The 24,582-nt window shown below is 61.5% G+C and carries 10 protein-coding genes; 6 read left to right on the forward strand and 4 right to left on the reverse strand.

Annotated features, from left to right (window positions below):
- Positions 1-120 precede the first annotated feature (120 nt).
- The 3 genes from lap-Ah to trhA all read right to left on the reverse strand — a co-directional run bounded on the left by lap-Ah (position 121) and on the right by trhA (position 17,908).
- Positions 121-15,264 carry a large RTX adhesin AhLap gene (gene lap-Ah / locus AHA_RS17645; RefSeq protein ID WP_011707240.1) on the reverse strand — a complete coding sequence of 5,048 codons (15,144 nt, stop codon included), beginning with the start codon at positions 15,262-15,264 and terminating at the stop codon, positions 121-123.
- A 228-nt stretch (positions 15,265-15,492) separates the two neighbouring features.
- Entirely contained in the window at positions 15,493-17,154 is a 1,662-nt protein-coding gene (locus AHA_RS17650) for a putative transporter (protein ID WP_011707241.1), read from the reverse strand.
- 118 nt (positions 17,155-17,272) lie between these two features.
- Positions 17,273-17,908 carry a PAQR family membrane homeostasis protein TrhA gene (gene trhA, locus AHA_RS17655; RefSeq protein WP_011707242.1) on the reverse strand — a complete coding sequence of 212 codons (636 nt, stop codon included), beginning with the start codon at positions 17,906-17,908 and terminating at the stop codon, positions 17,273-17,275.
- Positions 17,909-18,131: 223 nt separating this feature from the next.
- Here trhA and AHA_RS17660 point away from each other — a divergent pair, with 223 nt between their 5' ends.
- The 3 genes from AHA_RS17660 (at position 18,132) to AHA_RS17670 (ending at position 20,615) form a co-directional block, all read left to right on the forward strand.
- Positions 18,132-19,637, forward strand: coding sequence for an aminotransferase class V-fold PLP-dependent enzyme (locus AHA_RS17660; protein WP_011707243.1), 1,506 nt, complete (start codon positions 18,132-18,134; stop codon positions 19,635-19,637).
- 104 nt (positions 19,638-19,741) lie between these two features.
- Positions 19,742-20,293, forward strand: a complete 552-nt coding sequence (locus AHA_RS17665) for a septation protein A (RefSeq protein ID WP_011707244.1) — start codon at positions 19,742-19,744, stop codon at positions 20,291-20,293.
- 25 nt (positions 20,294-20,318) lie between these two features.
- Entirely contained in the window at positions 20,319-20,615 is a 297-nt protein-coding gene (locus AHA_RS17670; protein WP_011707245.1) for a YciI family protein, read from the forward strand.
- Positions 20,616-20,696: 81 nt separating this feature from the next.
- On the opposite strand, the gene cysQ is transcribed toward AHA_RS17670, so the two are convergent.
- Positions 20,697-21,467, reverse strand: coding sequence for a 3'(2'),5'-bisphosphate nucleotidase CysQ (gene cysQ, locus AHA_RS17675; RefSeq protein ID WP_164927736.1), 771 nt, complete (start codon positions 21,465-21,467; stop codon positions 20,697-20,699).
- Positions 21,468-21,634: 167 nt separating this feature from the next.
- On the opposite strand from cysQ, the gene AHA_RS17680 reads away from it, so the two are divergent.
- The 3 genes from AHA_RS17680 (at position 21,635) to AHA_RS17690 (ending at position 24,573) form a co-directional block, all read left to right on the forward strand.
- Complete coding sequence (locus AHA_RS17680; protein ID WP_011707247.1) at positions 21,635-21,955, forward strand: ComEA family DNA-binding protein; 321 nt, start codon at positions 21,635-21,637, stop codon at positions 21,953-21,955.
- A gap of 95 nt (positions 21,956-22,050) precedes the next feature.
- A complete protein-coding gene (gene galU / locus AHA_RS17685) occupies positions 22,051-22,962 on the forward strand; it encodes a UTP--glucose-1-phosphate uridylyltransferase GalU (RefSeq protein WP_077392326.1) in 912 nt (303 codons plus the stop codon).
- A gap of 213 nt (positions 22,963-23,175) precedes the next feature.
- Complete coding sequence (locus AHA_RS17690) at positions 23,176-24,573, forward strand: peptide MFS transporter (RefSeq protein ID WP_011707249.1); 1,398 nt, start codon at positions 23,176-23,178, stop codon at positions 24,571-24,573.
- The last annotated feature ends 9 nt before the right edge of the window (positions 24,574-24,582 follow it).

Here is a 24,582-nt window from a genome sequence, read left to right on the forward strand (position 1 = left end):
AATCCTCTGGCGACGGTGATACGGCCCTGATTATCCGATGAAAATCAGCGCCCCCTTCCATCCCATGACATAAAAAAAGCGGCAGATGAATCTGCCGCTTTTTGCCTGGGGTCGACCGGATTACTTGTCGATATCCAGCATGTTGTTGTTCAGCATGTAGTCGATCACCTGGGACGAGGTGGCCGATGCGCTGCCGGTGAGGCTGTCGAACGTGTGGTTCATCAGCACTATCTCCTGGGTCACGGGGGCGGCGCTGCTCTCCTTGACCTGCAGGTGAACCCCTTCGCTGTCCTGGAAGACAGAGAGCAGGCTCTTCAGATCGTTCTGGTTGCGAGAACCATCGTGATCCAGCAGGTCGCTCAGATCCAGCTTGTCACCTTCCGCCTTGGAGAAGTCGACCACGTAATCCTTGGCCACGCTGCCCGCAGCGGTATCGCCCTGCAGCCAGGTGAAGGTATCGGCGCCGCCATCCCCCTTGAGGATGTCATTGCCAAGCCCGCCGACCAGGATGTCATTGCCCAGACCACCGCTCAGGGTATCGTCACCGCTACCGCCGTACAGGGTGTCGTTGCCGCTGCCGCCGTACAGGGTATCGTTGCCGCTCTCGCCGTACAGGGTGTCGTTGCCGGCACCACCGAACAGGATGTCGTTGCCGGCACCGCCGAACAGGAAGTCATCGCCCCCCTGACCGAACAGAATGTCGTTGCCATCGCCGCCGATCAGCACATCCGCCTTGTCGTTGTTGGAGGACTGATCGAACTCGCTGGCATGATCCGTGATGTAGTCATGGACCTGGGCATCGGTCACCGAGCCTGCGCTGAGCTTGCCGGCCACATACTGCTTGATGGCCGCGTAACCTTCACCGTTGATGCCGGCGAAGTGGATGGCATCACCGAACAGGATGTCGTCACCGGCACCGCCATCGATCCTGTCGCTGCCCGGCAGGTTGTTCACCGAGGTACCCAGAATGGCGTTGGCCAGGTCGCTGGCGTTGACACCTGTCATGATGACGCCGTCAGAGTCGTAGGACTTGAGATCGTTGTAGGAGATGTTGGCCCCCAGTCCGATCGCTTCCACCGTGACCCCCATGCCCGTCAGCAAGCCAAAACCGGCAACCGAGTTGGCGATAGTGGTACTGCTGGTAGAGTTGCCCGTACCCGCCAAAGTCGCATAGACATAGCGCCCGGCGCCATCTGGTCTCATATAGCCAATCTGGTTGCCGTTGTAGTCATAAACCACCCCGTTGCCGTTAACTACCGTCCGACCATTCACCGAGTATGTTTGGCCGTAGGTGTAGCTAGTACCAATGACATTGCTCAGGTAAACATCATTCACTGTGCCACTGCGGTCACGGATCATGGGGTCACTACCCTCATTCTCCAGATAGAAGGTCGGCTGACCATCGGTAATGAAGTAGGTCAGGTTCTTGGCATTGGTATTACCCTGTACGGTCGAGCTGTTGAACCAGTTGGCCGTGGTTTTGAACACATCCTCGTAGTTGGTGCCACCACCGCTGTTGGTGCTGCCATCCATGCTGTCGAGAATGGCTTGCAGCTGGCTCAGGGCGTTGCTGTCCTTCAGGTTCACGCTGACCGACTTGTTGGCCAGGGTGTCGAAGTCCACCAGGAAGATGTTGACCGTCCCGGCGCCATCGGTGCCGGCGCTCGCCTTGAGGCTGGAGAACACCTGTGCCAGCTGGCTCTTGATGGTGTTCATGGCGCTGCTGCCGATACTGCCCGAGCTGTCGACCATGAAGGCGATGTTGTAGTTCTGGCCCGGCAGTACCACGCTGCCATCCAGATCCCCGACCACGATATTGTGCTCGTTGCCATAGGTGCGGTTCTGATCGCCCGGCTCCCCTTCGGTGGAAAGGAAGTAGCTCATGCGGATCGAGTCCTGATCCGATGCACTGCTAGTCTGATCGGTCGCCACTTCCTTGGCAATGGCTTCTACCTTGAGGTCGAACTGGCCGGCACTGCTGCCCGGCACCCGCAGGGTCAGACCGGTCAGCTTGACGTCCAGCGCGCTCTGGTTCCACAGACCGGTCAGCGTCAGCTTGCCATCTGCCCCCACGGTGCCGAGCACGGTGGAACCCTGATACAGAGTCGACCCCGTCGGCATGCCAGTCAGCACCAGGCTGTCGAACTGCTCGCTACCATCCCGGTCGGTCAGGGAAGCGCTGATCTCGAACGGGTAATCCACCACGCTCGGCTGTACCGCCGTCAGGGTGCCGTCGGTCTGGTTGAACTGGTAGATGCCGTCATCAAACTGCACCAGCTCGATGTCGTAGAGCGACTTGCTGATGGTGACACCGTTCTCCTTCACCAAGAAATTGAAACCGCCGTCACTTCTGCGCTCGATGACATAGTTGGCACGCGAGCCCATCAGTACGGCCAGGTCGGTACCGGCGCCACCAAACAGGGTGTCGCCACCCAGTCCGGCCACCAGGATGTCGTTGCCGGTGCCGCCGTCGAGGGTATCGCCGGAGACCGAGTTGCCGCCGACCAATACATCATTGCCCGCACCGCCGACGAAGTAATCGCCGCCCCCCTTCACGCTGACGATGTAGTCGTTGCCGCTGGTCCCCACCACGCTGTCCTGGGTGGTGGTGCTGTCGGTAAAGCTGCTGGTGATGCCAAAGTTGCCCTTGTTGAAGCTGCCGCTCTGGAACGCCCCGGTGGAGATGCCAGACGACGGGTACTGGGTATAAAGCGGGACGCCGTTGCCCGTCAGGCTGATGTCGACCACCGGCTTGTCCGCGACCGCCGTGATATCGATCACCAGCTTGCCGCTGTTGCTCAGGTTGGCGCCATCGCTGATCTGGTAACCAAAGCTGGCGTAATCACCCTGCAGGTTGCCGGTCACGACGCCATTGCCGTTGCTGGCATTGGTGCTCGACTCGTTGAGGCCCGGCACGAAGCGCAGGTGGCCGCTGTCGATATCGGCGTAGGAGACAAGATCCCCCACCTTCACCGCAATCCACTGGCCGGCTGCGTTCAGGTACTCCAGCTTGCCGTTCAGCGGCAGGGTGTTGATCTGCACGCTCAGGTCAGAAGCGGCCTGATCATCGCTGGCACCAAACTGGGCCCACTTCAGCACCAACGGCGTGTCTTCCTTGCCGGCACTGTAGCCACCCGTGGTCACCGGCGCACGATCGTTGTCGATGATGGTACCGATGCCGTTCTGACCACCCACGGTCACGGTCAAGGTTTCATTCGCTTCGACCAGACGATCGTCCACCGTCGGGATGGTCACGGTAAAGCCCGACACCCCGGCCGGCACGGTGATCTTGCCGGTGGCGCTGTTGTAGGTCACCCCGTTGCTGAACTGGGCAGTACCCCAGTCAAGGCTGGAAGCCGGGTTGGTACCGCTGCCCTTGATGCCGAAGTCATACTGGGTCGCTTCCTGGGTCGCATCAGAGAGCGTCACCGTGTGCAGCAGGTTGCCGCCTTCGGCCGCGCTCTCGCTGGAGACCGACTGTACGATGGGCGTAAACAGCGGCTTGGTTGCGAAAGAGCCCAGGCTGTAGTCGCCGTCGCCATCCACCACCTTGATCTGGAAGTCGATGTCGCCATCTCCCAGCGGCTTGGACATGTTCTGATACTGGAAGAACTCCCACTTGCCGGTGGCCGGGGTAAATTCCAGACGGAACACCAGGGTACCATCGCTGGCCTTGCCGACCAGGGTATTGGCCGATTCCATCGTGGTGGTGATCAGCTTGCCGGTCGCCGTGGTCAGCCCGGTCTCGGTAGAACCGACCAGCTGCATGTAGCCCTTGCCGTCGGCACCCCACTGCGGAGTGACCGTGCCGGAACCGTAGGCGATAGCCGGCGCCGTGGTGGCACCGAGGAACTCGATGCTCTTCACGGTGAAGTCGCTGTTGTCGGCATAGAGGCCGTTACCATTGTTGGTGGCCTTGATGACCATGGTATCGAAGCCGCCCTGCTGCACCTGGAAGTTGCCGGCATAGTCGCCACCTGCCGCGTTGGAGCTGAAGGTCTGGGTACCGATCAGCACGCCGCCGCGGTAGAACTCGACCACGCCGCTCTCCAGCTCGCCACCGAACATCTGGCTGAACTTGATGTTGGCGCCATAGGCTACCTTGCCCGCATCCAGCTTGACGATCAGCTGCTCGGAAGCAGAAGTACCGTTGGCAAAGTGGCGGAAGTCCACCTCGTTGGCGAGGTTGTGGTTCGGTGAACCGACGCTGGAAACCCCCAGACCGGAGCTGGAACCGTTGACATTGGCGGTGATCAGGGCCGAGTTGGTCGACGAGGTAAAGCCCAGCGCCGTGATGCTGAAACCGCTCACGTTCAGGGTCGTCTGGTTGCTGCCACTGTACTTGGTCAGATCAAACAGGCCGGTCAGAGTATCCGGGATGTTGGTCTTGATGACGGAGACGGCCGCCATGTCACCGGCCACCGGCGAGTCATCCTCGACCGAGATGGGCAGGCTGCCAGTGGTGGTGGTCTTGCCATCCGAGACGGTCACACCAATCTGGAAGTTGAGTACGTCTTCACTGCCCTTGACCGGGTGATCAAGCGGGGCCTTGAGCGTCACGTCATAACTCCAGTCGCCCTTGCCGTTGCCGGCGGGCGCGGTCAGCTTCACATCCATGACCGCCTTGTAGTCGGCGCCGCCCGGTGTACCGGTATAACCGGTCAACACCTTGGTGGCGGCATTCCAGCTCCACTGCACCGCGGCACCGCCAGCCGTCAGGCCAGCCGGCCCGTTCAGGCTGATAGTGAGCGTATCCTGGCTGTCGACATCGCCGACCGTGATCTTGCCGCTGGCGGCCACGCTGTCGGTGGTATCGCTGCTGCCTGCCGTATCGGCAATGCCGCCGGCCAGCCCCTCTTCGGAGACCACGGCCCCCTTGTCGATACTCAGGGTCGGTGCATCGTTGGTGCCGGTGATGGTGACCGAGACGGTATGGCTGGTGCCATCGACACTCTTGACGGTGAAGGTTTCAATACGGGTCTCACCTTGGCCCAGGTACTGCACCTTGCTGTTGTCGACGTTGTAGCTCCAGATACCGGTCTCGGTGATGGAGAGACTGCCCAGTGCGCCCGCGCTCGGGGTGCCGTTGCCGGCCACGAACTTGGCCTGACCCTGATCCGCATCGCTGATGGTCAGCACGCCGCTGTCGCTCAGCTTGCCACCCACCACGTTCAGGTCTTCGGTCACTGCCCCCAGGTCATCCCCCGCCACCACAGCACCATCATTCACACCAGTGATGGTGATGGTCACGGTGTGGGTGGTGCCATCGACACTCTTGACGGTGAAGCTCTCAACCCGGGTCTCGCCCAGGCCCAGGTACTGCACCTTGCTGTTGTCGACGTTGTAGGTCCAGGTACCGGTCTCGGTGATGGAGAGGCTGCCCAGTGCCCCCGTGCTAGGGGTGCCGTTGCCGGCCACGAACTTGGCCTGACCCTGATCCGCATCGCTGATGGTCAGCACGCCGCTGTCGCTCAGCTTGCCACCCACCACGTTCAGATCTTCGGTCACAGCACCCAGGTCATCCCCCGCCACCACGGCGCCATCGTTCACGCCAGTGATAGTGATGGTCACGGTGTGGGTGGTGCCATCCACCGACTGCACGGTGAAGCTCTCAACCCGGGTCTCGCCCAGGCCCAGGTACTGCACCTTGCTGTTGTCGACGTTGTAGCTCCAGGTACCGGTCTCGGTGATGGAGAGGCTGCCCAGTGCCCCCGTGCTCGGGGTGCCGTTGCCGGCCACGAACTTGGCCTGACCCTGATCCGCATCGCTGATGGTCAGCACGCCGCTGTCGCTCAGCTTGCCACCCACCACGTTCAGGTCTTCGGTCACTGCCCCCAGGTCATCCCCCGCCACCACAGCACCATCGTTCACGCCAGTGATAGTGATGGTCACGGTGTGGGTGGTGCCATCCACCGACTGCACGGTGAAGCTCTCAACCCGGGTCTCGCCCAGGCCCAGGTACTGCACCTTGCTGTTGTCGACGTTGTAGCTCCAGGTACCGGTCTCGGTGATGGAGAGGCTGCCCAGTGCCCCCGTGCTCGGGGTGCCGTTGCCGGCCACGAACTTGGCCTGATCCTGATCCGCATCGCTGATGGTCAGCACGCCGCTGTCGCTCAGCTTGCCACCCACCACGTTCAGATCTTCGGTCACAGCACCCAGGTCATCCCCCGCCACCACAGCACCATCATTCACACCAGTGATGGTGATGGTCACGGTGTGGGTGGTGCCATCGACACTCTTGACGGTGAAGCTCTCAACCCGGGTCTCGCCCAGGCCCAGGTACTGCACCTTGCTGTTGTCGACGTTGTAGGTCCAGGTACCGGTCTCGGTGATGGAGAGGCTACCCAGTGCCCCCGTGCTAGGGGTGCCGTTGCCGGCCACGAACTTGGCCTGACCCTGATCCGCATCGCTGATGGTCAGCACGCCGCTGTCGCTCAGCTTGCCACCCACCACGTTCAGATCTTCGGTCACAGCACCCAGGTCATCCCCCGCCACCACAGCACCATCGTTCACGCCAGTGATAGTGATGGTCACGGTGTGGGTGGTGCCATCCACCGACTGCACGGTGAAGCTCTCAACCCGGGTCTCGCCCAGGCCCAGGTACTGCACCTTGCTGTTGTCGACGTTGTAGCTCCAGGTACCGGTCTCGGTGATGGAGAGGCTGCCCAGTGCCCCCGTGCTCGGGGTGCCGTTGCCGGCCACGAACTTGGCCTGACCCTGATCCGCATCGCTGATGGTCAGCACGCCGCTGTCGCTCAGCTTGCCACCCACCACGTTCAGATCTTCGGTCACAGCACCCAGGTCATCCCCCGCCACCACAGCACCATCGTTCACGCCAGTGATAGTGATGGTCACGGTGTGGGTGGTGCCATCGACCGAGGCCACGGTGAAGGTCTCAACCTTGGTCTCGCCCTCGCCCAGGTACTGCACCTTGCTGTTGTCGACGTTGTAGGTCCAGGCACCGCCTTCGGTGATGGTCAGGCTGCCCAGTGCGCCGGCACTCGGGGTGCCGTTGCCGGCCAGGAACTTGGCCTCATCGGCGCCGTCCACGTCGGTCACGCTCAGGGTGCCGGTCTCGGTCAGCAGCGGGTTGGTTTCGTCTTCGGTGACTGCACCAGTGTCGCTACCGCTGATCACCGCGGCATCGTTGACGCCGGTGATGGTAATGGTGACGGTGTGAGTGGTGCCATCGACCGAGGCCACGGTGAAGGTCTCGACCTTGGTCTCGCCCTCGCCCAGGTACTGCACCTTGCTGTTGTCGACGTTGTAGGTCCAGGCACCGCCTTCGGTGATGGTCAGGCTGCCCAGTGCGCCATTACTGGCCACGCCGTTGCCGGCCAGGAACTTGGCTTCATCCGCCCCGTCCACGTCGGTCACGCTCAGGGTGCCGGTCTCGGTCAGCAGCGGGGTGCTTTCATCTTCGGTGACTGCACCAGTGTCGCTACCGCTGATCACCGCGGCATCGTTGACGCCAGTGATGGTAATGGTGACGGTGTGAGTGGTGCCATCGACCGAGGCCACGGTGAAGGTCTCAACCTTGGTCTCGCCTTCGCCCAGGTACTGCACCTTGCTGTTGTCGACGTTGTAGGTCCAGGCACCGCCTTCGGTGATGGTCAGGCTACCCAGCGCACCCGCGCTCGGAGTGCCGTTGCCGGCCAGGAACTTGGCTTCATCGGCGCCGTCCACGTCGGTGACGCTCAGGGTACCGGTCTCGGTCAGAGTCGGGTTGCTTTCATCTTCGGTGACTGCACCAGTGTCGCTACCGGTGATCACCGCGGCATCGTTGACGCCAGTGATGGTGATGGTGACGGTGTGAGTGGTGCCATCGACCGAGGCCACGGTGAAGGTCTCGACCTTGGTCTCGCCCTCGCCCAGGTACTGCACCTTGCTGTTGTCGACGTTGTAAGTCCAGGCACCGCCTTCGGTGATGGTGAGGCTACCCAGTGCCCCCGCGCTCGGGGTGCCGTTGCCGGCCTGGAACTTGGCTTCGTCGGCGCCGTCCACGTCGGTGACGCTCAGGGTGCCGGTCTCGGTCAGCAGCGGGGTGCTTTCATCTTCGGTGACTGCACCAGTATCGCTACCGGTAATGACCGCCGCATCGTTGACGCCGGTGATGGTGATGGTGACGGTATGAGTGGTGCCATCGACTGAGGCCACGGTGAAGGTCTCGACCTTGGTCTCGCCCTCGCCCAGGTACTGCACCTTGCTGTTGTCGACGTTGTAGGTCCAGGCACCGCCTTCGGTGATGGAGAGGCTGCCCAGTGCCCCTGCACTCGGGGTGCCGTTGCCGGCCACAAACTTGGCTTCGTCGGCGCCATCCACGTCGGTGACGTTCAGGGTACCGGTCTCGGTCAGGGTCGGGTTGGTCTCGTCTTCGGTAACTGCACCGCTGTCAGTGCCGCCGATCACGGCAGAGTCGTTCACGCCAGTGATGGTGATGGTGACGGTATGAGTGGTGCCATCGACTGAGGCCACGGTGAAGGTCTCGACCTTGGTCTCACCTTCGCCCAGGTACTGCACCTTGCTGTTGTCGACGTTGTAGGTCCAGGCGCCGCCTTCGGTGATGGTCAGGCTACCCAGTGCGCCCGCACTCGGAGTGCCGCTGCCGGCCAGGAACTTGGCTTCATCCGCCCCGTCCACGTCGGTCACGCTCAGGGTGCCGGTCTCGGTCAGGGTCGGGTTGGTTTCGTCTTCCACCACGCCACCGGTGTCGGTGCCGGTAATGACAGCCGCATCGTTGACGCCGGTGATGGTGATGGTGACGGTGTGCTCGGTGCCGTCCACGGACTTGACCACAAAGGTCTCGACCTTGGTCTCGCCCTCGCCCAGGTACTGCACCTTGCTGTTGTCGACGTTGTAGGTCCAGGCACCGCCTTCGGTGATGGTCAGGCTGCCCAGTGCGCCGGCACTCGGGGTGCCGTTGCCGGCCAGGAACTTGGCTTCGTCGGCGCCATCCACGTCGGTGACGTTCAGGGTACCGGTCTCGGTCAGGGTCGGGTTGGTCTCGTCTTCGGTAACTGCACCGCTGTCAGTGCCGCCGATCACGGCAGAGTCGTTCACGCCAGTGATGGTGATGGTGACGGTATGAGTGGTGCCATCGACTGAGGCCACGGTGAAGGTCTCGACCTTGGTCTCACCTTCGCCCAGGTACTGCACCTTGCTGTTGTCGACGTTGTAGGTCCAGGCGCCGCCTTCGGTGATGGTCAGGCTACCCAGTGCCCCCGCACTCGGAGTGCCGCTGCCGGCCAGGAACTTGGCTTCATCCGCCCCGTCCACGTCGGTCACGCTCAGGGTGCCGGTCTCGGTCAGGGTCGGGTTGGTTTCGTCTTCCACCACGCCACCGGTGTCGGTGCCGGTAATGACAGCCGCATCGTTGACGCCGGTGATGGTGATGGTGACGGTGTGCTCGGTGCCGTCCACGGACTTGACCACAAAGGTCTCGACCTTGGTCTCGCCTTCGCCCAGGTACTGCACCTTGCTGTTGTCGACGTTGTAGGTCCAGGCACCGCCTTCGGTGATGGAGAGGCTACCCAGTGCGCCCGCGCTCGGAGTGCCGTTGCCGGCCAGGAACTTGGCTTCGTCAGCGCCGTCCACGTCGGTGACGCTCAGGGTGCCGGTCTCGGTCAGGGTCGGGTTGGTTTCATCTTCGGTGACTGCACCTGTATCGCTACCGGTGATCACCGCCGCATCGTTGACGCCAGTGATGGTGATGGTGACGGTGTGGGTGGTGCCATCCACCGACTGCACGGTGAAGCTCTCGACCTTGGTTTCACCCTCGCCCAGGTACTGCACCTTGCTGTTGTCGACGTTGTAGGTCCAGGCACCGCCTTCGGTGATGGAGAGGCTACCCAGTGCGCCCGCACTCGGGGTGCCGTTGCCGGCCAGGAACTTGGCCTCATCGGCGCCGTCCACGTCGGTCACGCTCAGGGTGCCGGTCTCGGTCAGCAGCGGGTTGGTTTCGTCTTCGGTGACTGCACCAGTGTCGCTACCGCTGATCACCGCGGCATCGTTGACGCCGGTGATGGTAATGGTGACGGTGTGAGTGGTGCCATCGACCGAGGCCACGGTGAAGGTCTCGACCTTGGTCTCGCCCTCGCCCAGGTACTGCACCTTGCTGTTGTCGACGTTGTAGGTCCAGGCACCGCCTTCGGTGATGGTCAGGCTGCCCAGTGCGCCATTACTGGCCACGCCGTTGCCGGCCAGGAACTTGGCTTCATCCGCCCCGTCCACGTCGGTCACGCTCAGGGTGCCGGTCTCGGTCAGCAGCGGGGTGCTTTCATCTTCGGTGACTGCACCAGTGTCGCTACCGCTGATCACCGCGGCATCGTTGACGCCAGTGATGGTAATGGTGACGGTGTGAGTGGTGCCATCGACCGAGGCCACGGTGAAGGTCTCAACCTTGGTCTCGCCTTCGCCCAGGTACTGCACCTTGCTGTTGTCGACGTTGTAGGTCCAGGCACCGCCTTCGGTGATGGTCAGGCTACCCAGCGCACCCGCGCTCGGAGTGCCGTTGCCGGCCAGGAACTTGGCTTCATCGGCGCCGTCCACGTCGGTGACGCTCAGGGTACCGGTCTCGGTCAGAGTCGGGTTGCTTTCATCTTCGGTGACTGCACCAGTGTCGCTACCGGTGATCACCGCGGCATCGTTGACGCCAGTGATGGTGATGGTGACGGTGTGAGTGGTGCCATCGACCGAGGCCACGGTGAAGGTCTCGACCTTGGTCTCGCCCTCGCCCAGGTACTGCACCTTGCTGTTGTCGACGTTGTAAGTCCAGGCACCGCCTTCGGTGATGGTGAGGCTACCCAGTGCCCCCGCGCTCGGGGTGCCGTTGCCGGCCTGGAACTTGGCTTCGTCGGCGCCGTCCACGTCGGTGACGCTCAGGGTGCCGGTCTCGGTCAGCAGCGGGGTGCTTTCATCTTCGGTGACTGCACCAGTATCGCTACCGGTAATGACCGCCGCATCGTTGACGCCGGTGATGGTGATGGTGACGGTATGAGTGGTGCCATCGACTGAGGCCACGGTGAAGGTCTCGACCTTGGTCTCGCCCTCGCCCAGGTACTGCACCTTGCTGTTGTCGACGTTGTAGGTCCAGGCACCGCCTTCGGTGATGGAGAGGCTGCCCAGTGCCCCTGCACTCGGGGTGCCGTTGCCGGCCACAAACTTGGCTTCGTCGGCGCCATCCACGTCGGTGACGTTCAGGGTACCGGTCTCGGTCAGGGTCGGGTTGGTCTCGTCTTCGGTAACTGCACCGCTGTCAGTGCCGCCGATCACGGCAGAGTCGTTCACGCCAGTGATGGTGATGGTGACGGTATGAGTGGTGCCATCGACTGAGGCCACGGTGAAGGTCTCGACCTTGGTCTCACCTTCGCCCAGGTACTGCACCTTGCTGTTGTCGACGTTGTAGGTCCAGGCGCCGCCTTCGGTGATGGTCAGGCTACCCAGTGCCCCCGCACTCGGAGTGCCGCTGCCGGCCAGGAACTTGGCTTCATCCGCCCCGTCCACGTCGGTCACGCTCAGGGTGCCGGTCTCGGTCAGGGTCGGGTTGGTTTCGTCTTCCACCACGCCACCGGTGTCGGTGCCGGTAATGACAGCCGCATCGTTGACGCCGGTGATGGTGATGGTGACGGTGTGCTCGGTGCCGTCCACGGACTTGACCACAAAGGTCTCGACCTTGGTCTCGCCTTCGCCCAGGTACTGCACCTTGCTGTTGTCGACGTTGTACGTCCAGGCACCGCCTTCGGTGATGGTCAGGCTGCCCAGTGCGCCATTACTGGCCACGCCGTTGCCGGCCAGGAACTTGGCTTCATCCGCCCCGTCCACGTCGGTCACGCTCAGGGTGCCGGTCTCGGTCAGAGTCGGGTTGGTCTCGTCTTCGGTGACCGCACCAGTGTCGCTACCGCTGATCACCGCGGCATCGTTGACGCCGGTGATGGTGATGGTGACGGTGTGAGTGGTGCCATCGACTGAGGCCACGGTGAAGGTCTCGACCTTGGTCTCGCCCTCGCCCAGGTACTGCACCTTGCTGTTGTCGACGTTGTAGGTCCAGGCACCGCCTTCGGTGATGGTCAGGCTGCCCAGTGCCCCCGCACTCGGAGTGCCGCTGCCGGCCAGGAACTTGGCTTCATCCGCCCCGTCCACGTCGGTCACGCTCAGGGTGCCGGTCTCGGTCAGGGTCGGGTTGGTTTCGTCTTCCACCACGCCACCGGTGTCGGTGCCGGTAATGACAGCCGCATCGTTGACGCCGGTGATGGTGATGGTGACGGTGTGCTCGGTGCCGTCCACGGACTTGACCACAAAGGTCTCGACCTTGGTCTCGCCTTCGCCCAGGTACTGCACCTTGCTGTTGTCGACGTTGTAGGTCCAGGCACCGCCTTCGGTGATGGAGAGGCTACCCAGTGCGCCCGCGCTCGGAGTGCCGTTGCCGGCCAGGAACTTGGCTTCGTCAGCGCCGTCCACGTCGGTGACGCTCAGGGTGCCGGTCTCGGTCAGGGTCGGGTTGGTTTCATCTTCGGTGACTGCACCTGTATCGCTACCGGTGATCACCGCCGCATCGTTGACGCCAGTGATGGTGATGGTGACGGTGTGGGTGGTGCCATCCACCGACTGCACGGTGAAGCTCTCGACCTTGGTTTCACCCTCGCCCAGGTACTGCACCTTGCTGTTGTCGACGTTGTAGGTCCAGGCACCGCCTTCGGTGATGGTCAGGCTGCCCAGTGCGCCGGCACTCGGGGTGCCGTTGCCGGCCAGGAACTTGGCTTCATCGGCGCCGTCCACGTCGGTGACGCTCAGGGTACCGGTCTCGGTCAGAGTCGGGTTGGTTTCATCTTCGGTGACCGCACCAGTGTCGCTACCGGTAATGACCGCCGCATCGTTGACGCCGGTGATGGTGATGGTGACGGTGTGCTCGGTGCCATCCACGGACTTGACCACAAAGGTCTCGACCTTGGTCTCGCCCTCGCCCAGGTACTGCACCTTGCTGTTGTCGACGTTGTAGGTCCAGGCACCGCCTTCGGTGATGGTCAGGCTGCCCAATGCGCCAGTGCTGGCCACACCGTTGCCGGCCAGGAACTTGGCTTCATCCGCCCCGTCCACGTCGGTCACGCTCAGGGTGCCGGTCTCGGTCAGAGTCGGGTTGGTTTCATCTTCGGTGACCGCACCAGTGTCGCTACCGGTAATGACCGCCGCATCGTTGACGCCGGTGATGGTGATGGTGACGGTATGCTCGGTGCCGTCCACGGACTTGACCACAAAGCTCTCGACCTTGGTTTCACCTTCGCCCAGGTACTGCACCTTGCTGTTGTCGACGTTGTAGGTCCAGGCACCGCCTTCGGTGATGGAGAGGCTACCCAGTGCACCTGCACCCGGGGTGCCGTTGCCAGCCAGGAACTTGGCCTCGTCGGCGCCATCCACGTCGGTCACGCTCAGGGTGCCGGTCTCGGTCAGCAGCGGGTTGGTTTCGTCTTCCACCACGCTACCAGTGTCGCTACCGGTGATCACCGCGGCATCGTTGACGCCGGTGATGGTGATGGTGACGGAGTGAGTGGTGCCATCGACTGAGGCCACGGTGAAGGTCTCGACCTTGGTCTCGCCCTCGCCCAGGTACTGCACCTTGCTGTTGTCGACGTTGTAGGTCCAGGTACCGCCTTCGGTGATGGAGAGGCTGCCCAGTGCGCCCGCGCTCGGGGTGCCGTTACCAGCCAGGAACTTGGCCTCGTCGGCGCCGTCCACGTCGGTGACGCTCAGGGTGCCAGTCTCGGTCAAAGTCGGGTTGGTTTCATCTTCGGTGACCGCACCAGTGTCGCTACCGGTAATGACCGCCGCATCGTTGACCGGCGTAACAGTCCCGGTCACGCCGCCAGTGGCGCTGTTCAGGCCATCGGTGATGGTGTATTCAAACGCGATGTTGCCATTGAAATCCGGAGCCGGCGTGAAGATCAACTGGCCATTGCTCAGGGTGACGGAACCATTGCTGATCGCTACCGTGCCGCCTTCGGCAATGGTCTGGCCGTTGATGGCGGTAATGGTGAGGCGATCACCATCCACATCCGTGTCGTTGCCAAGCACATTGATGGTGACGGTGCCCTCCTCCGCCACGGTGAACTGGTCGTCGCCCGGCAGAGGCGCGGCATTCACCACGCTGTTGTCGGTCCCCTTGGGCGAAGTGTTGCCCACAGGGTCGGTCAGGGTGGCATCCACCGTGATGGGACCGTTGACCGGCAGATCCGTGGTAGGAATGGTCAGAGTGACCTGGGTGCGGCCGATATCGTCGGTCGTCAGAATTCTGCTGGAGTCAGGCACGCCATCACCGTTCCAGTCCACATCGAGACGATCGCCAGCCTTGGCATCGCCCGGCAGCCGGATGATGACATCCACCCCGTTTTCGCGCTCGTTGGCGGAGATGACATTGTCCGCGCCGTCCTGGATTTCCACTTGCGGTACCGAGGGCGCGGTACTGTCCACGCTGCCGTCATCGGTCGCGGTGCCGGTGTTGCCGGCCGGATCGGTGACGCTGGCAGTCACTGTGTAGGAGCCATCAACCAGCGGAGTGGTCACGTCCACACTGAAGGTGCCATCCGGATTGACGGTGGTGATCAGGGTTTGCTGGTTGCCATTGGCATCGGTCACCAGCAGGGTCACGGTACTGCCGGCGGTGGCATCCGTGGTACCCGTAATGGTCGGGGTCGTGTCGTTGGTATTGTCAGGTGCGGAGACGGTGATCACCGGCGGGACGAGATCAATCAGGCGATTCTCTTCACCCGGCAGTGCATCAGCGATCACGCCGGCATCGGTCTGGTTGGCCGTATCAAAACCGGCCGCTGCTATGGTGGCATCACCGGTACGATCGATTGTAACGAAACCACCGTTGCCACTGGCGCCAGCCACGCCACCAATGCCACCACCACCGGCGGCAGGCGCCCCACCTGCGGCAGATGCTTCAAATGCCTTGGTCGGGTCGGCGCCGCCCAGGATGGCCTGCTGCAGGGCCGCGATGTCATTGGGATTGCCGGACGGCACATTCTGGGCAAGCTGCGGCTCTTGAGACGTTTCATCCTCAACCTGCTGCTCGTTGGTCGGGCTCAGGGTGAAAGTCTGGTTGCCGCCTTTGAAGCTGGCGCCTTCAGGAGTGATCAGCACCGCATCCTTGGGCAGGATATCGCCTTCGGCGAGCTGCTTCTGGCTGCCATCAGCGGCCACCAGGTAAACCTTGCCTTTCAACTGGGTAACGACGACGTCCTGATCCAATGCGATATTGTGGCTGCTCATGTTCTCTCCTGAATCTCTATTGGCATGCAATATTCCACCGTCTAATGTGCCCGCGAATGGCGCCGGAAACCAGTTAGAAAATTCGAATGGATAGACTGATTTGAGGCTGGAACGGTCGGTTAAACAGAAGGGTCAACAACGGCGGGGATGGAAAATAAAATCAAGATGATCAATGTGTTGCACTTTGATGACGGGAGCACTGCCAGTGCCCCCGTCAGGGGCTTCATATCAGGCGCCAGCCCACAGCAGGATAGCCAGCAACTGGGGTGAGATGATGCGCAGGAACATCACCAGCGGATAGACGGTCGCGTACGACAGGGCACTGGCACCACTGGTGGGGTGCATGCCGTTGGCAAACGCCAGGGCGGGAGGATCCGTCATGGAACCGGCCAGCAAACCGCACAGGGTGAGGTAGTTCATCTTGCCGTACAGACGGGCCAGCACACCGACCACTAGCAGCGGGATCAGGGTGATCGCCACCCCATACATCATCCAGGCCGGACCATCGCCGTTGATCAGGGTATCGATGAAGCCGGCGCCGGACTTGAAGCCCACCACCGCCAGAAACAGCACTATGCCGATCTCCCGCAGCGCCAGGTTGGCACTGGGGGGCATGAACCAGTAGAGCTTGCCGATGCTGCCGATGCGCGACAGGATCAGCGCCACCACCAGCGGGCCGCCCGCCAGACCCAGCTTGAGTGCGGCCGGGAACCCGGGCAGATAGAAGGGGATGGATCCGAGCAGCACGCCAAGGCCGATGCCGATGAACACCGGCAGCATCTGCACCTGCTGCAGTTTCTGCTGCACGTTGCCCACCACATTGGTGACCGCCTCGATGGCGTCGAGTCGTCCCACCAGGTTGAGGATGTCGCCGAACTGCAGGCTGGTCTGGCTGGTCGGTACCAGCTCGATACCGGCCCGGTTGAGGCGCGAGATCACCACGTCATATTTCTGCTTGATGTCGAGATCGCGGATCTTCTTGCCGAGCACCTGCTCGTTGGTCACCACTACCCGCTCTACCCGCAGATCGGTGCCGCGAGTGGAGAGCGAGGTCTCTACCTCCTCCCCCAGCACCAGCAGCACCTTGCGCAGGGCGTGCCGCTCACCCACCAGGTGCAGCAGGTCGCCCAGTTCGATGCGCGAATCCGGCCGCGGCACCATCAGCTCATCGCCACGCTTGAGGCGCGAGCAGATGACGTCAGCCTCGTCGAGACTCGGGATCTCGCTCAGCATCAGACCGTGGATGTTGGGGTTGCGCACCGCGATGTTGATGGTCTGCAGACTCTCCTTGGTCTTGCCGGCCTGTTGTTCAAACTGGGCTGCTTCTTCGTCGATCTTGATCCGAAAGAACATGCGGATCAACCACATGGTCAACAAGATGCCACAGATGCCGAACGGATAGGCGACTGCATAGCCCATCCCCATCAGGCCGGTGGAACCGGGCGCGGCGCCCAGCTCAGCCAGGATCTGCTGGCCGGCACCGAGAGAAGGGGTGTTGGTCACGGCGCCGGAGAAGACCCCCAGGATCACCGGCAGCGGCACGTCGAACAGCTGGTGCAGGGCGGCCGCCACGGCGCAGCCAAGCAGTACCAGCAGGGCGGCGAAGCCGTTGAGCTTGAGGCCGGAGCTGCGCAGGGAGGAGAAGAAGCCGGGGCCGACCTGAATGCCGATGGTGTAGACAAACAGGATCAGGCCGAACTCCTGAATGAAGTGCAGGGTCTGCTCATCCAGCGCCAGCCCCGAGAGGCCGGCGAAGTGGCCCACTATGATGCCGCCGAACAGCACCCCTCCGATCCCGAGACCGACGCCATAGACCCGCCAGTTTCCCAGCCAGAGCCCCAGCACTGCCACCAGCGACAACATGCTGATGGAAAGCGCGATATCACTCATTTCGTGCATCCTTTGCGAATTGAACTGTCCCTAGCTTGTCAGCAAACGCCGTGGCCAACTGTGTGATACCGCACGAATTTATCCTTTTGAGCAGCAAAAAATACCAATTAAGGGCTAGTTAGGCGACGTAGCCATAAATGGCCATAAAGTGACAGACGCTGCCACCCAGTACGAACAGATGCCAGATGGCGTGGTTGTAGGGGATACGTTTGGCCACATAGAAGATCACCCCCAGGCTATAGATGAGACCACCCAGCCCGAGCAGCAGCAAGCCTTCCCCCTCCAGATGGATATAAAGCTGATAGACCACCAGCAACGACAGCCAGCCCAGCATCAGGTAGGTAAACAGCGACAGCTTCTTGAAGCGATTGATGAATAGCAGCTTGAACACCACCCCCGCCAGCGCCAGCACCCAGATCACCACCATCAACCCCTGTGCCAGCGGCGTGTCGAGTGCCACCAGCAGGAAGGGAGTATAGGTACCGGCGATCAACAGATAGATGGCGCAGTGGTCGAATACCTTGCACCAACGTCTGGCCGGCCCTTCCGCCATGCTGTGGTAGAGGGTCGAGGCCAGATAGAGCAGCACCAGACTGCCGCCATAGAGGCTGTAACTGACCAGCGCCTGAGGGCCCTGCGCCCAGCCCTTGTTCAACAACAACACCAACCCCAGGATCCCCAGCACCAGCCCCAGGCCGTGGCTGAGGCGGTTGGCCAGCTCCTCGCGGGGCGAATAATCCGTCACACTGCTCATTGCATACTCCTGCCCAAACTGCGCTCACTCTAGCTGCCGCCATTTCAGAGTACAAGTGTTAGCTTAAAGTGATTTCATGCCATTTGCCGTGTGTTGAGGAGATGCGCATGGCTGTCACCCGCTAGCCTTTGGTGTATGCTCTGCGGCCGATGCCCACGTAGCTGTTGCCACCGCGCTTGCTCACCACCCAGTGACTCCCTGGCAACCCGGTCTGGAGAACCTGATGAAGTTGACTGAACTGTTTGCACTACCGGATCCGGCCTTCGGCCAAGCCATGACGGATCTGCTGGAGACCTTCCACCACTCGGATGACAGTCAGGCTCCCTACCAGCGCGACCAGTTCACCCACCAGCTCGATCAATCCCGCATGCCGGCTACCGGCATCGCCATGGATGAGTACCTGGCCCGGCTGGCCACCCTGGTGCCTGGCGCATCTCACCTCACCTCGCCACGCTACATGGGCCATATGACGGCCCCGTTACCGGCCTTCACTGCCGAGCTGTCCCGCCTGGTGGTGATGCTCAACCAGAACCCGATGAAGATGGAGTCCTCCCGTCTGCTCAGCTTTCTGGAGCGGGAGGTGCTGGCCAAGCTGCACCGCCTCATCTATCGCGCCGACGATCTCTTCTATGACGCCCAGATGCATGCCAAGGATGCCGCCCTCGGGGTCATGACCAGCGGCGGCACCATCGCCAACGTCACCGCCCTCTGGCTGGCCCGCAACCGCGCCTGCGGCGACAACCTGTTCGCCCTTTATGAGCAGGGTTATCGCGGCGCCGTCATTCTGGGCTCGCGGCTGATGCACTACTCCTTCGACAAGGGGATGGATCTGCTGGGGCTGGGGGCGCGCAGCGTCTGGCGCCTCCCGACCGACGACCAGAACCGGCTCGACATGGCGGCGCTGGAGCAGGCCCTTGCCCAGTGCAAGGAGCAAAAACTCAAGGTGCTGGCACTGGTCGGCGTGGCCGGCAGCACCGATTTCGGCTCCATCGACCCCTTGCCTGAGCTGGCGGACATTGCCGAGCGCGAGCAGATCCACTTTCACGTGGATGCCGCCTGGGGTGGCCCGACCCTGTTCTCGCCCCGCTATCAAAACCTGCTGGCCGGGATCGAGCGGGCTGATACCGTCACTCTGGATGGCCACAAACAGCTGCTGGTGCCGCTCGGTACCGGCATGCTGCTCTGCCGCCAGCCGGACCTGATGATGGCGGTCAAGCGCGAGGCCCCCTACGCCATCCGCGCCAGCTCCTTTGATCAGGGGCGCTTTACCCTGGAGGGCACCCGCCCGGCCAATGCGCTCTATCTGGATGCCGCCTTCCAGCTGTTCGGCCAGCAGGGCTATGCTGAGCTCATCGAGGCCAACTACGACCGGGCCCGCCTGATGGCCAGCCTTATCGACCAGGATCCCGCCTTCGAGCTGATGTCGGCCCCGGTGATGAACCTGCTCTCCTATCGCTGCATCCCCCCTCATCTGCAGGGCAAGGTACTGGACGAGGCCGCCAACGAGCAGGTCAATGCCTTCAACGTCGCCCTGCAGAAGGCTCAGCGCGCCGAGGGGCACAGTTTTGTCTCCCGCACCCAGCGCGCCGTGGGTCGCTACGGCCCCCAGCCGCTCACCCTGCTGCGGGCCGTGCTGCTCAATCCACTCATCGAAGAGCGCCACATCCGCGATCTGCTGGCGGATCAGCAGCGGCTGGGCGCCGAGATCGCAAGGCAGCTATTTGGCTGAGGAACTGGCTGGCGAATGAGCGGTCTTATTCATTTGCCGTTGCCCATCGGGCAGGTACACTGAATCAAATTTTGCGGTCCACTTTTGAGGGCGACGAGCCAGACATGAAGCAATTTATTGAATTTATTCCTCTTATCGTTTTCTTTGCAGTCTACAAGTTCTACGACATCTACATGGCGACCGGCGCCCTGGTGGTGGTGACCGGTCTGCAGCTCGCCTACAGCTGGATCCGCTATCGCAAGGTCGAGAAGATGCAGCTGTTCACCTTCCTGCTGGTCGGCTTCTTCGGCGGCCTCACCGTCTTCTTCCACGACGACACCTTCATCAAGTGGAAAGTCACCGTCATCAACGTACTGTTTGCACTGGGCCTGCTCATCAGCCGTTACGGCTTTGGCAAGAATTTGATCAAGCAGATGCTGGGCAAGGAGCTGCAGGCACCGGATCCCGTCTGGGATCGGGTCAATCTCGGCTGGGCCGGCTTCTTTACCGTCTGCGGCCTGCTCAACCTCTATGTGGCCTTCAACCTGCCGCAGGAGATGTGGGTCAACTTCAAGGTGTTCGGTCTGCTTGGCATGACCCTGGTATTCACCCTGCTGAGCGGTGTCTATCTCTATCGCCACCTGCCCGCCGAGCAGAAAAATGAAATGAAAAAATAACTGCCATCAAGAAAAGGATCGTCTCATGTGGTATCTCATCTATTCCGAAGATGTCCAGAGCAGCCTGCCGCTGCGCAAGCAGGCGCGCCCGGCCCATCTGGCCAGGCTACAGGCGCTGCAGGATGAAGGGCGGCTGCTCACCGCCGGCCCCAACCCGGCCATCGATGCCGAGGATCCGGCCGATGCCGGCTTTACCGGCAGCACCGTCATCGCCGAGTTCGCCTCACAGGCGGATGCCAAGGCCTGGGCCGATGCCGATCCCTATGTGGCGGCCGGTGTCTATGCCAAGGTGACCATCAAGCCGTTCAAGAAGGTCTTCTGACCCAACGCGCATAGAGAAATAAAAAAAGGCCGGACTGGCAGTTCATGCCAGTCCGGCCTTTTTCTATCCCGATATCCCGTTTTATGCCTTGGCCACGAACCAGGGGTTGAGGATGTCCGGCTTGTTGTAGCACAGCGGCGAGCCATCGAGCTGGGTTACACTGCCGCCCGCTCCCTCCAGCACCGCCTGCGCCGCACCGGTATCCCACTCGCAGGTGGGGGCGAGGCGCGGGTAAAGCTCGGCGCCCCCTTCGGCGATGATGCAGAACTTGAGCGAACTGCCCATGGAAACCAGCTCAATCTCGCCCCGCGCCATGTCACCAAAGCCAGCCAGGTAATCCAGAGTGGCCTGGGACAAGTGATTGCGACTGCCCACCACCCGCCAAGGCGTGCTCTCCTGATGAGGTCGGCTCTGGATTGCCTCACGCTTGCCACCAGCCACCCGCCAGGCCCCCAGCCCCTTGCCGCCATACCAGAGCAGGTCCAATACCGGGGCATAAACCAGCCCCCAGCGCGGAGCCCCTTCTTCAATGAGGGCGATATTGACGGTGAACTCGCCGTTGCGGAAGACGAACTCCTTGGTGCCGTCCAGCGGGTCCACCAGCCAGTAACGGGACCAGCCGTGGCGCGCCGCCATCACCTCGGGCCCGGACTCCTCGGACAATACGGGGATGTCGGGCGTCAACCGGGCCAACGCCTGCACGATCACCTCGTGCGCGCCCTTGTCGGCGGCGGTCAAGGGGCTTTCGTCCTGCTTGTACTCTACCGCAAAGGGCTGACTGTAGATGGCCATGATGGCGTCACCGGCGGTACGGGCGATGGGCTCCAGCTCGGAAATCGCGGGAAAAAACATAAGAAAAGACATCCTGGTCAAATGGTTAGCACAGTGTACCTATTTTGGATCAAGGAAGCTTATAGCCGTTTGCTCTGACTTATACAGTGTCATATATGACAGACAAAAAGTGGCGCGACTCGGCTAATTCTCAATAGGCATTCCACACAACACAAGGACGTGCCGCCATGAACTACAAGACCCTGACCGCCACCCTGCTGCTGAGCTGCCTGCCCCTGCTCAGCCAGCCTCTGCTGGCCGCCGACAAGCCTGCTGCCAAGCCGGCAACCACGGTCACCGCCGCCAAGGAGAGCGGCAAAGTGAACCTGAACACCGCCAGTATCAATGAGTTGACTGCGCTCAAGGGCATTGGCGAGAAGAAGGCCCAGGCCATCGTCGATTACCGCGAGAAGCAGGGCAAGTTCACTACCGTGGATCAGCTGGCCGATGTGAGCGGCATCGGGCCAGCCACGCTGGAAGCAAATCGGGACATGATTATCGTCAAGTAACCGATCCATACCCCTCCCCTCATAAGGGCAGCCTGTGGCTGCCCTATTTTTCTTCGGGTATCATGGGCCCACTTTGTATCCTTTGGAACTTATCCATGAAAAATATCCCTCTTGTGGTCCGCAAAGCCGTTCTTCCCGTCGCCGGTCTGGGCACCCGCATGTTGCCAGCCACCAAGGCCATCCCCAAGGAGATGCTGCCCGTCGTCGACAAACCGCTGATCCAGTATGTAGTGCGCGAAGCCATCGCCGCCGGCATCAAGGAGATCATCCTGGTCACCCACTCGAGCAAGAACTCCATCGAAAACCACTTCGACAAGAGCTTCGAGCTGGAAGCGACCCTCGAGAAGCGGGTCAAGCGGCAACTGCTGGAAGAGGTGCAACACATCTGCCCGAAAGACGTCACCATCATGCACGTCCGCCAGGGGGAAGCCAAAGGTCTGGGGCACGCGGTGCTCTGCGCCCGCCCGCTGATCGGCGACAACCCGTTTGCGGTATTGCTGCCGGACGTGCTGATCGACGAGGTGGCCAGCAATCCCAAGCAGGACAACCTGGCCGAGATGGTGCACATGTTCGAAGAGGATCACATCAGCCAGATCATGGTGGAAGCCGTCCCCGAGAGTGAAGTGGACAAATACGGCATCGCCGACATCAAGGGAGAAGCTCTGAGCGAGGGCATGTCTCTGCCGATGCAGGCCATCGTTGAGAAACCCCCCCGTGACGAGGCCCCCTCCAATCTGGCCGTGGTCGGCCGTTACGTGCTCTCTTCCAACATCTGGCCGCTGCTAGAGAAGACCCCCGCCGGTGCCGGCGACGAGATCCAGCTGACCGATGCCATCGCCATGCTGATGGAGCAGGAGCAGGTGAATGCCTACTTCATGAAAGGGCGCAGCCACGACTGCGGTAGCAAGTTCGGTTACATGAAAGCCAACGTGGAATATGCAGTGCGCCATCCGGAACTGAACGGCGAATTTATCATTTGGTTGAAACAGTTTGCCAAGCAGCTGTAATAGCTGAATATTTAACCTATTAATGGAATAAAACACTGGGCATCATTCGATGCCCTTTTTCATTTTATAAACATATATTCAACCATTGATAGATAAAATATCGCTAAATCATAATATTGTAATTTAATCACGCTTGTTCTATAAGGATTATGGCTTGTTCCTAGCCCTTGCATAAAATTTCTAAAAAAATATAAGACACAGGTGGAAGTTCCAATGAATAATCCGTCCAAAGGGACCTTTTTAGGTCACCCTAAAGGGCTTTTTTTGCTCTTTAGTACCGAACTGTGGGAGAGATTCTCCTATTACGGCATGCGTGCCGTGCTCGTGCTCTATCTGACTGACATGACTGCCAACGGCGGGATGGGCTGGACTCAGGCCGATGCCCTCAAGCTGTACGGCATCTATACCGGTCTGGTCTACATTACCCCGATCATCGGCGGCTGGCTGGCAGATACCTTCCTCGGCCAACGCCGCGCCATTCTGTTTGGTGCCGTGCTGATGGCCGCCGGCCAATTTACCCTGGCGCTGCCGCACGCCATGTTCCCGGACATGGTCAACACCGTCTTCTATTCGGGTCTCGGCTTGCTGATCGTGGGTAACGGTCTGTTCAAACCGAACATCTCCACCATGGTGGGTGACCTGTATCAGGAAGGTGACCACCGTCGTGACGGTGCCTTCACCATCTTCTACATGGGTATCAACCTGGGCTCCCTGCTGGCCGGCGTGATCTGTGGTGCTGCCGCAACAGCCTATGGCTGGCAGGCCGCCTTCGTCAGCGCCGGTATCGGCATGTTGCTCTCCCTGGTGGTACAGGCCACCATGGCTCAGCGTTTCCTGGGTGACATCGGCCGCGTGCCGGCCGCCCAGCGCGCCGCCGAGCAGCGCTCCAAGGAGCAGAAGGCTCCGCTGACCAAGCAGGAAGTGGATCGCATCAAGGTCATCCTGGTGCTGGGTCTGTTCACTATCATCTTCTGGGCTGGCTTCGAGCAGGCCGGTGGTCTGATGAACCTGTACGCGCAGGAGTATACCGACCGCATGATCGGCAGCTTCGAAGTGCCGACCGCCTGGTTCCAGTCCCTGAACCCCTTCTTTATCATCACGCTGGCCCCCATCGTTGCCGCCATCTGGATCAAGCTCGGCAAGAAAGAGCCGAACTCCCCGGTGAAGTTCGCCATGGGCCTGCTGTTCCTGGCCGTGGGCTTCCTGTTCATGATCGGTGCCGTGCTGGAGCAAGGTGGTGATCAGGCCGTCAAGACCTCCATGTTCTGGCTGGTCGGTGCCTACCTGTTCCACACCCTGGGCGAGCTCTGCCTCTCCCCGATCGGCCTCTCCATGGTGACCAAGCTGGCTCCGCTGCGCCTGGCCTCCCTGATGATGGGTGCCTGGTTCGGCTTCGTGGCCCTGGCCAACTACGCCGCCGGTTTCATCGGCTCCTTCGTGGGCGAGTCCGGTGCCATGGCCATCTTCGGTGGCATCGCCCTGGCCGCCGTGATCAGCGCGCTGATCCTGCTGACCATGGCCAATCGCCTGGTCTACTGGATGCACGGTGCAGAAGGTCCGGCCAAAGAGCCGCAGGAACACGACAAGAAGCTGCAATCTGCCGCCGTCTAAGCGGTCCGG

Source organism: Aeromonas hydrophila subsp. hydrophila ATCC 7966 (genome assembly GCF_000014805.1).
GTDB lineage: Bacteria > Pseudomonadota > Gammaproteobacteria > Enterobacterales > Aeromonadaceae > Aeromonas > Aeromonas hydrophila.

Excerpts from the sequence above, each read along its gene's own strand:
- cysQ (WP_164927736.1), bottom strand. The coding sequence starts at position 21,467 with ATGTTTTTTCCCGCGATTTCCGAGCTGGAGCCCATCGCCCGTACCGCC.
- AHA_RS17680 (WP_011707247.1), top strand. The coding sequence starts at position 21,635 with ATGAACTACAAGACCCTGACCGCCACCCTGCTGCTGAGCTGCCTGCCC.
- lap-Ah (WP_011707240.1), bottom strand. The coding sequence starts at position 15,264 with ATGAGCAGCCACAATATCGCATTGGATCAGGACGTCGTCGTTACCCAG.
- AHA_RS17665 (WP_011707244.1), top strand. The coding sequence starts at position 19,742 with ATGAAGCAATTTATTGAATTTATTCCTCTTATCGTTTTCTTTGCAGTC.
- trhA (WP_011707242.1), bottom strand. The coding sequence starts at position 17,908 with ATGAGCAGTGTGACGGATTATTCGCCCCGCGAGGAGCTGGCCAACCGC.
- AHA_RS17670 (WP_011707245.1), top strand. The coding sequence starts at position 20,319 with ATGTGGTATCTCATCTATTCCGAAGATGTCCAGAGCAGCCTGCCGCTG.
- AHA_RS17690 (WP_011707249.1), top strand. The coding sequence starts at position 23,176 with ATGAATAATCCGTCCAAAGGGACCTTTTTAGGTCACCCTAAAGGGCTT.
- galU (WP_077392326.1), top strand. The coding sequence starts at position 22,051 with ATGAAAAATATCCCTCTTGTGGTCCGCAAAGCCGTTCTTCCCGTCGCC.
- AHA_RS17660 (WP_011707243.1), top strand. The coding sequence starts at position 18,132 with ATGAAGTTGACTGAACTGTTTGCACTACCGGATCCGGCCTTCGGCCAA.
- AHA_RS17650 (WP_011707241.1), bottom strand. The coding sequence starts at position 17,154 with ATGAGTGATATCGCGCTTTCCATCAGCATGTTGTCGCTGGTGGCAGTG.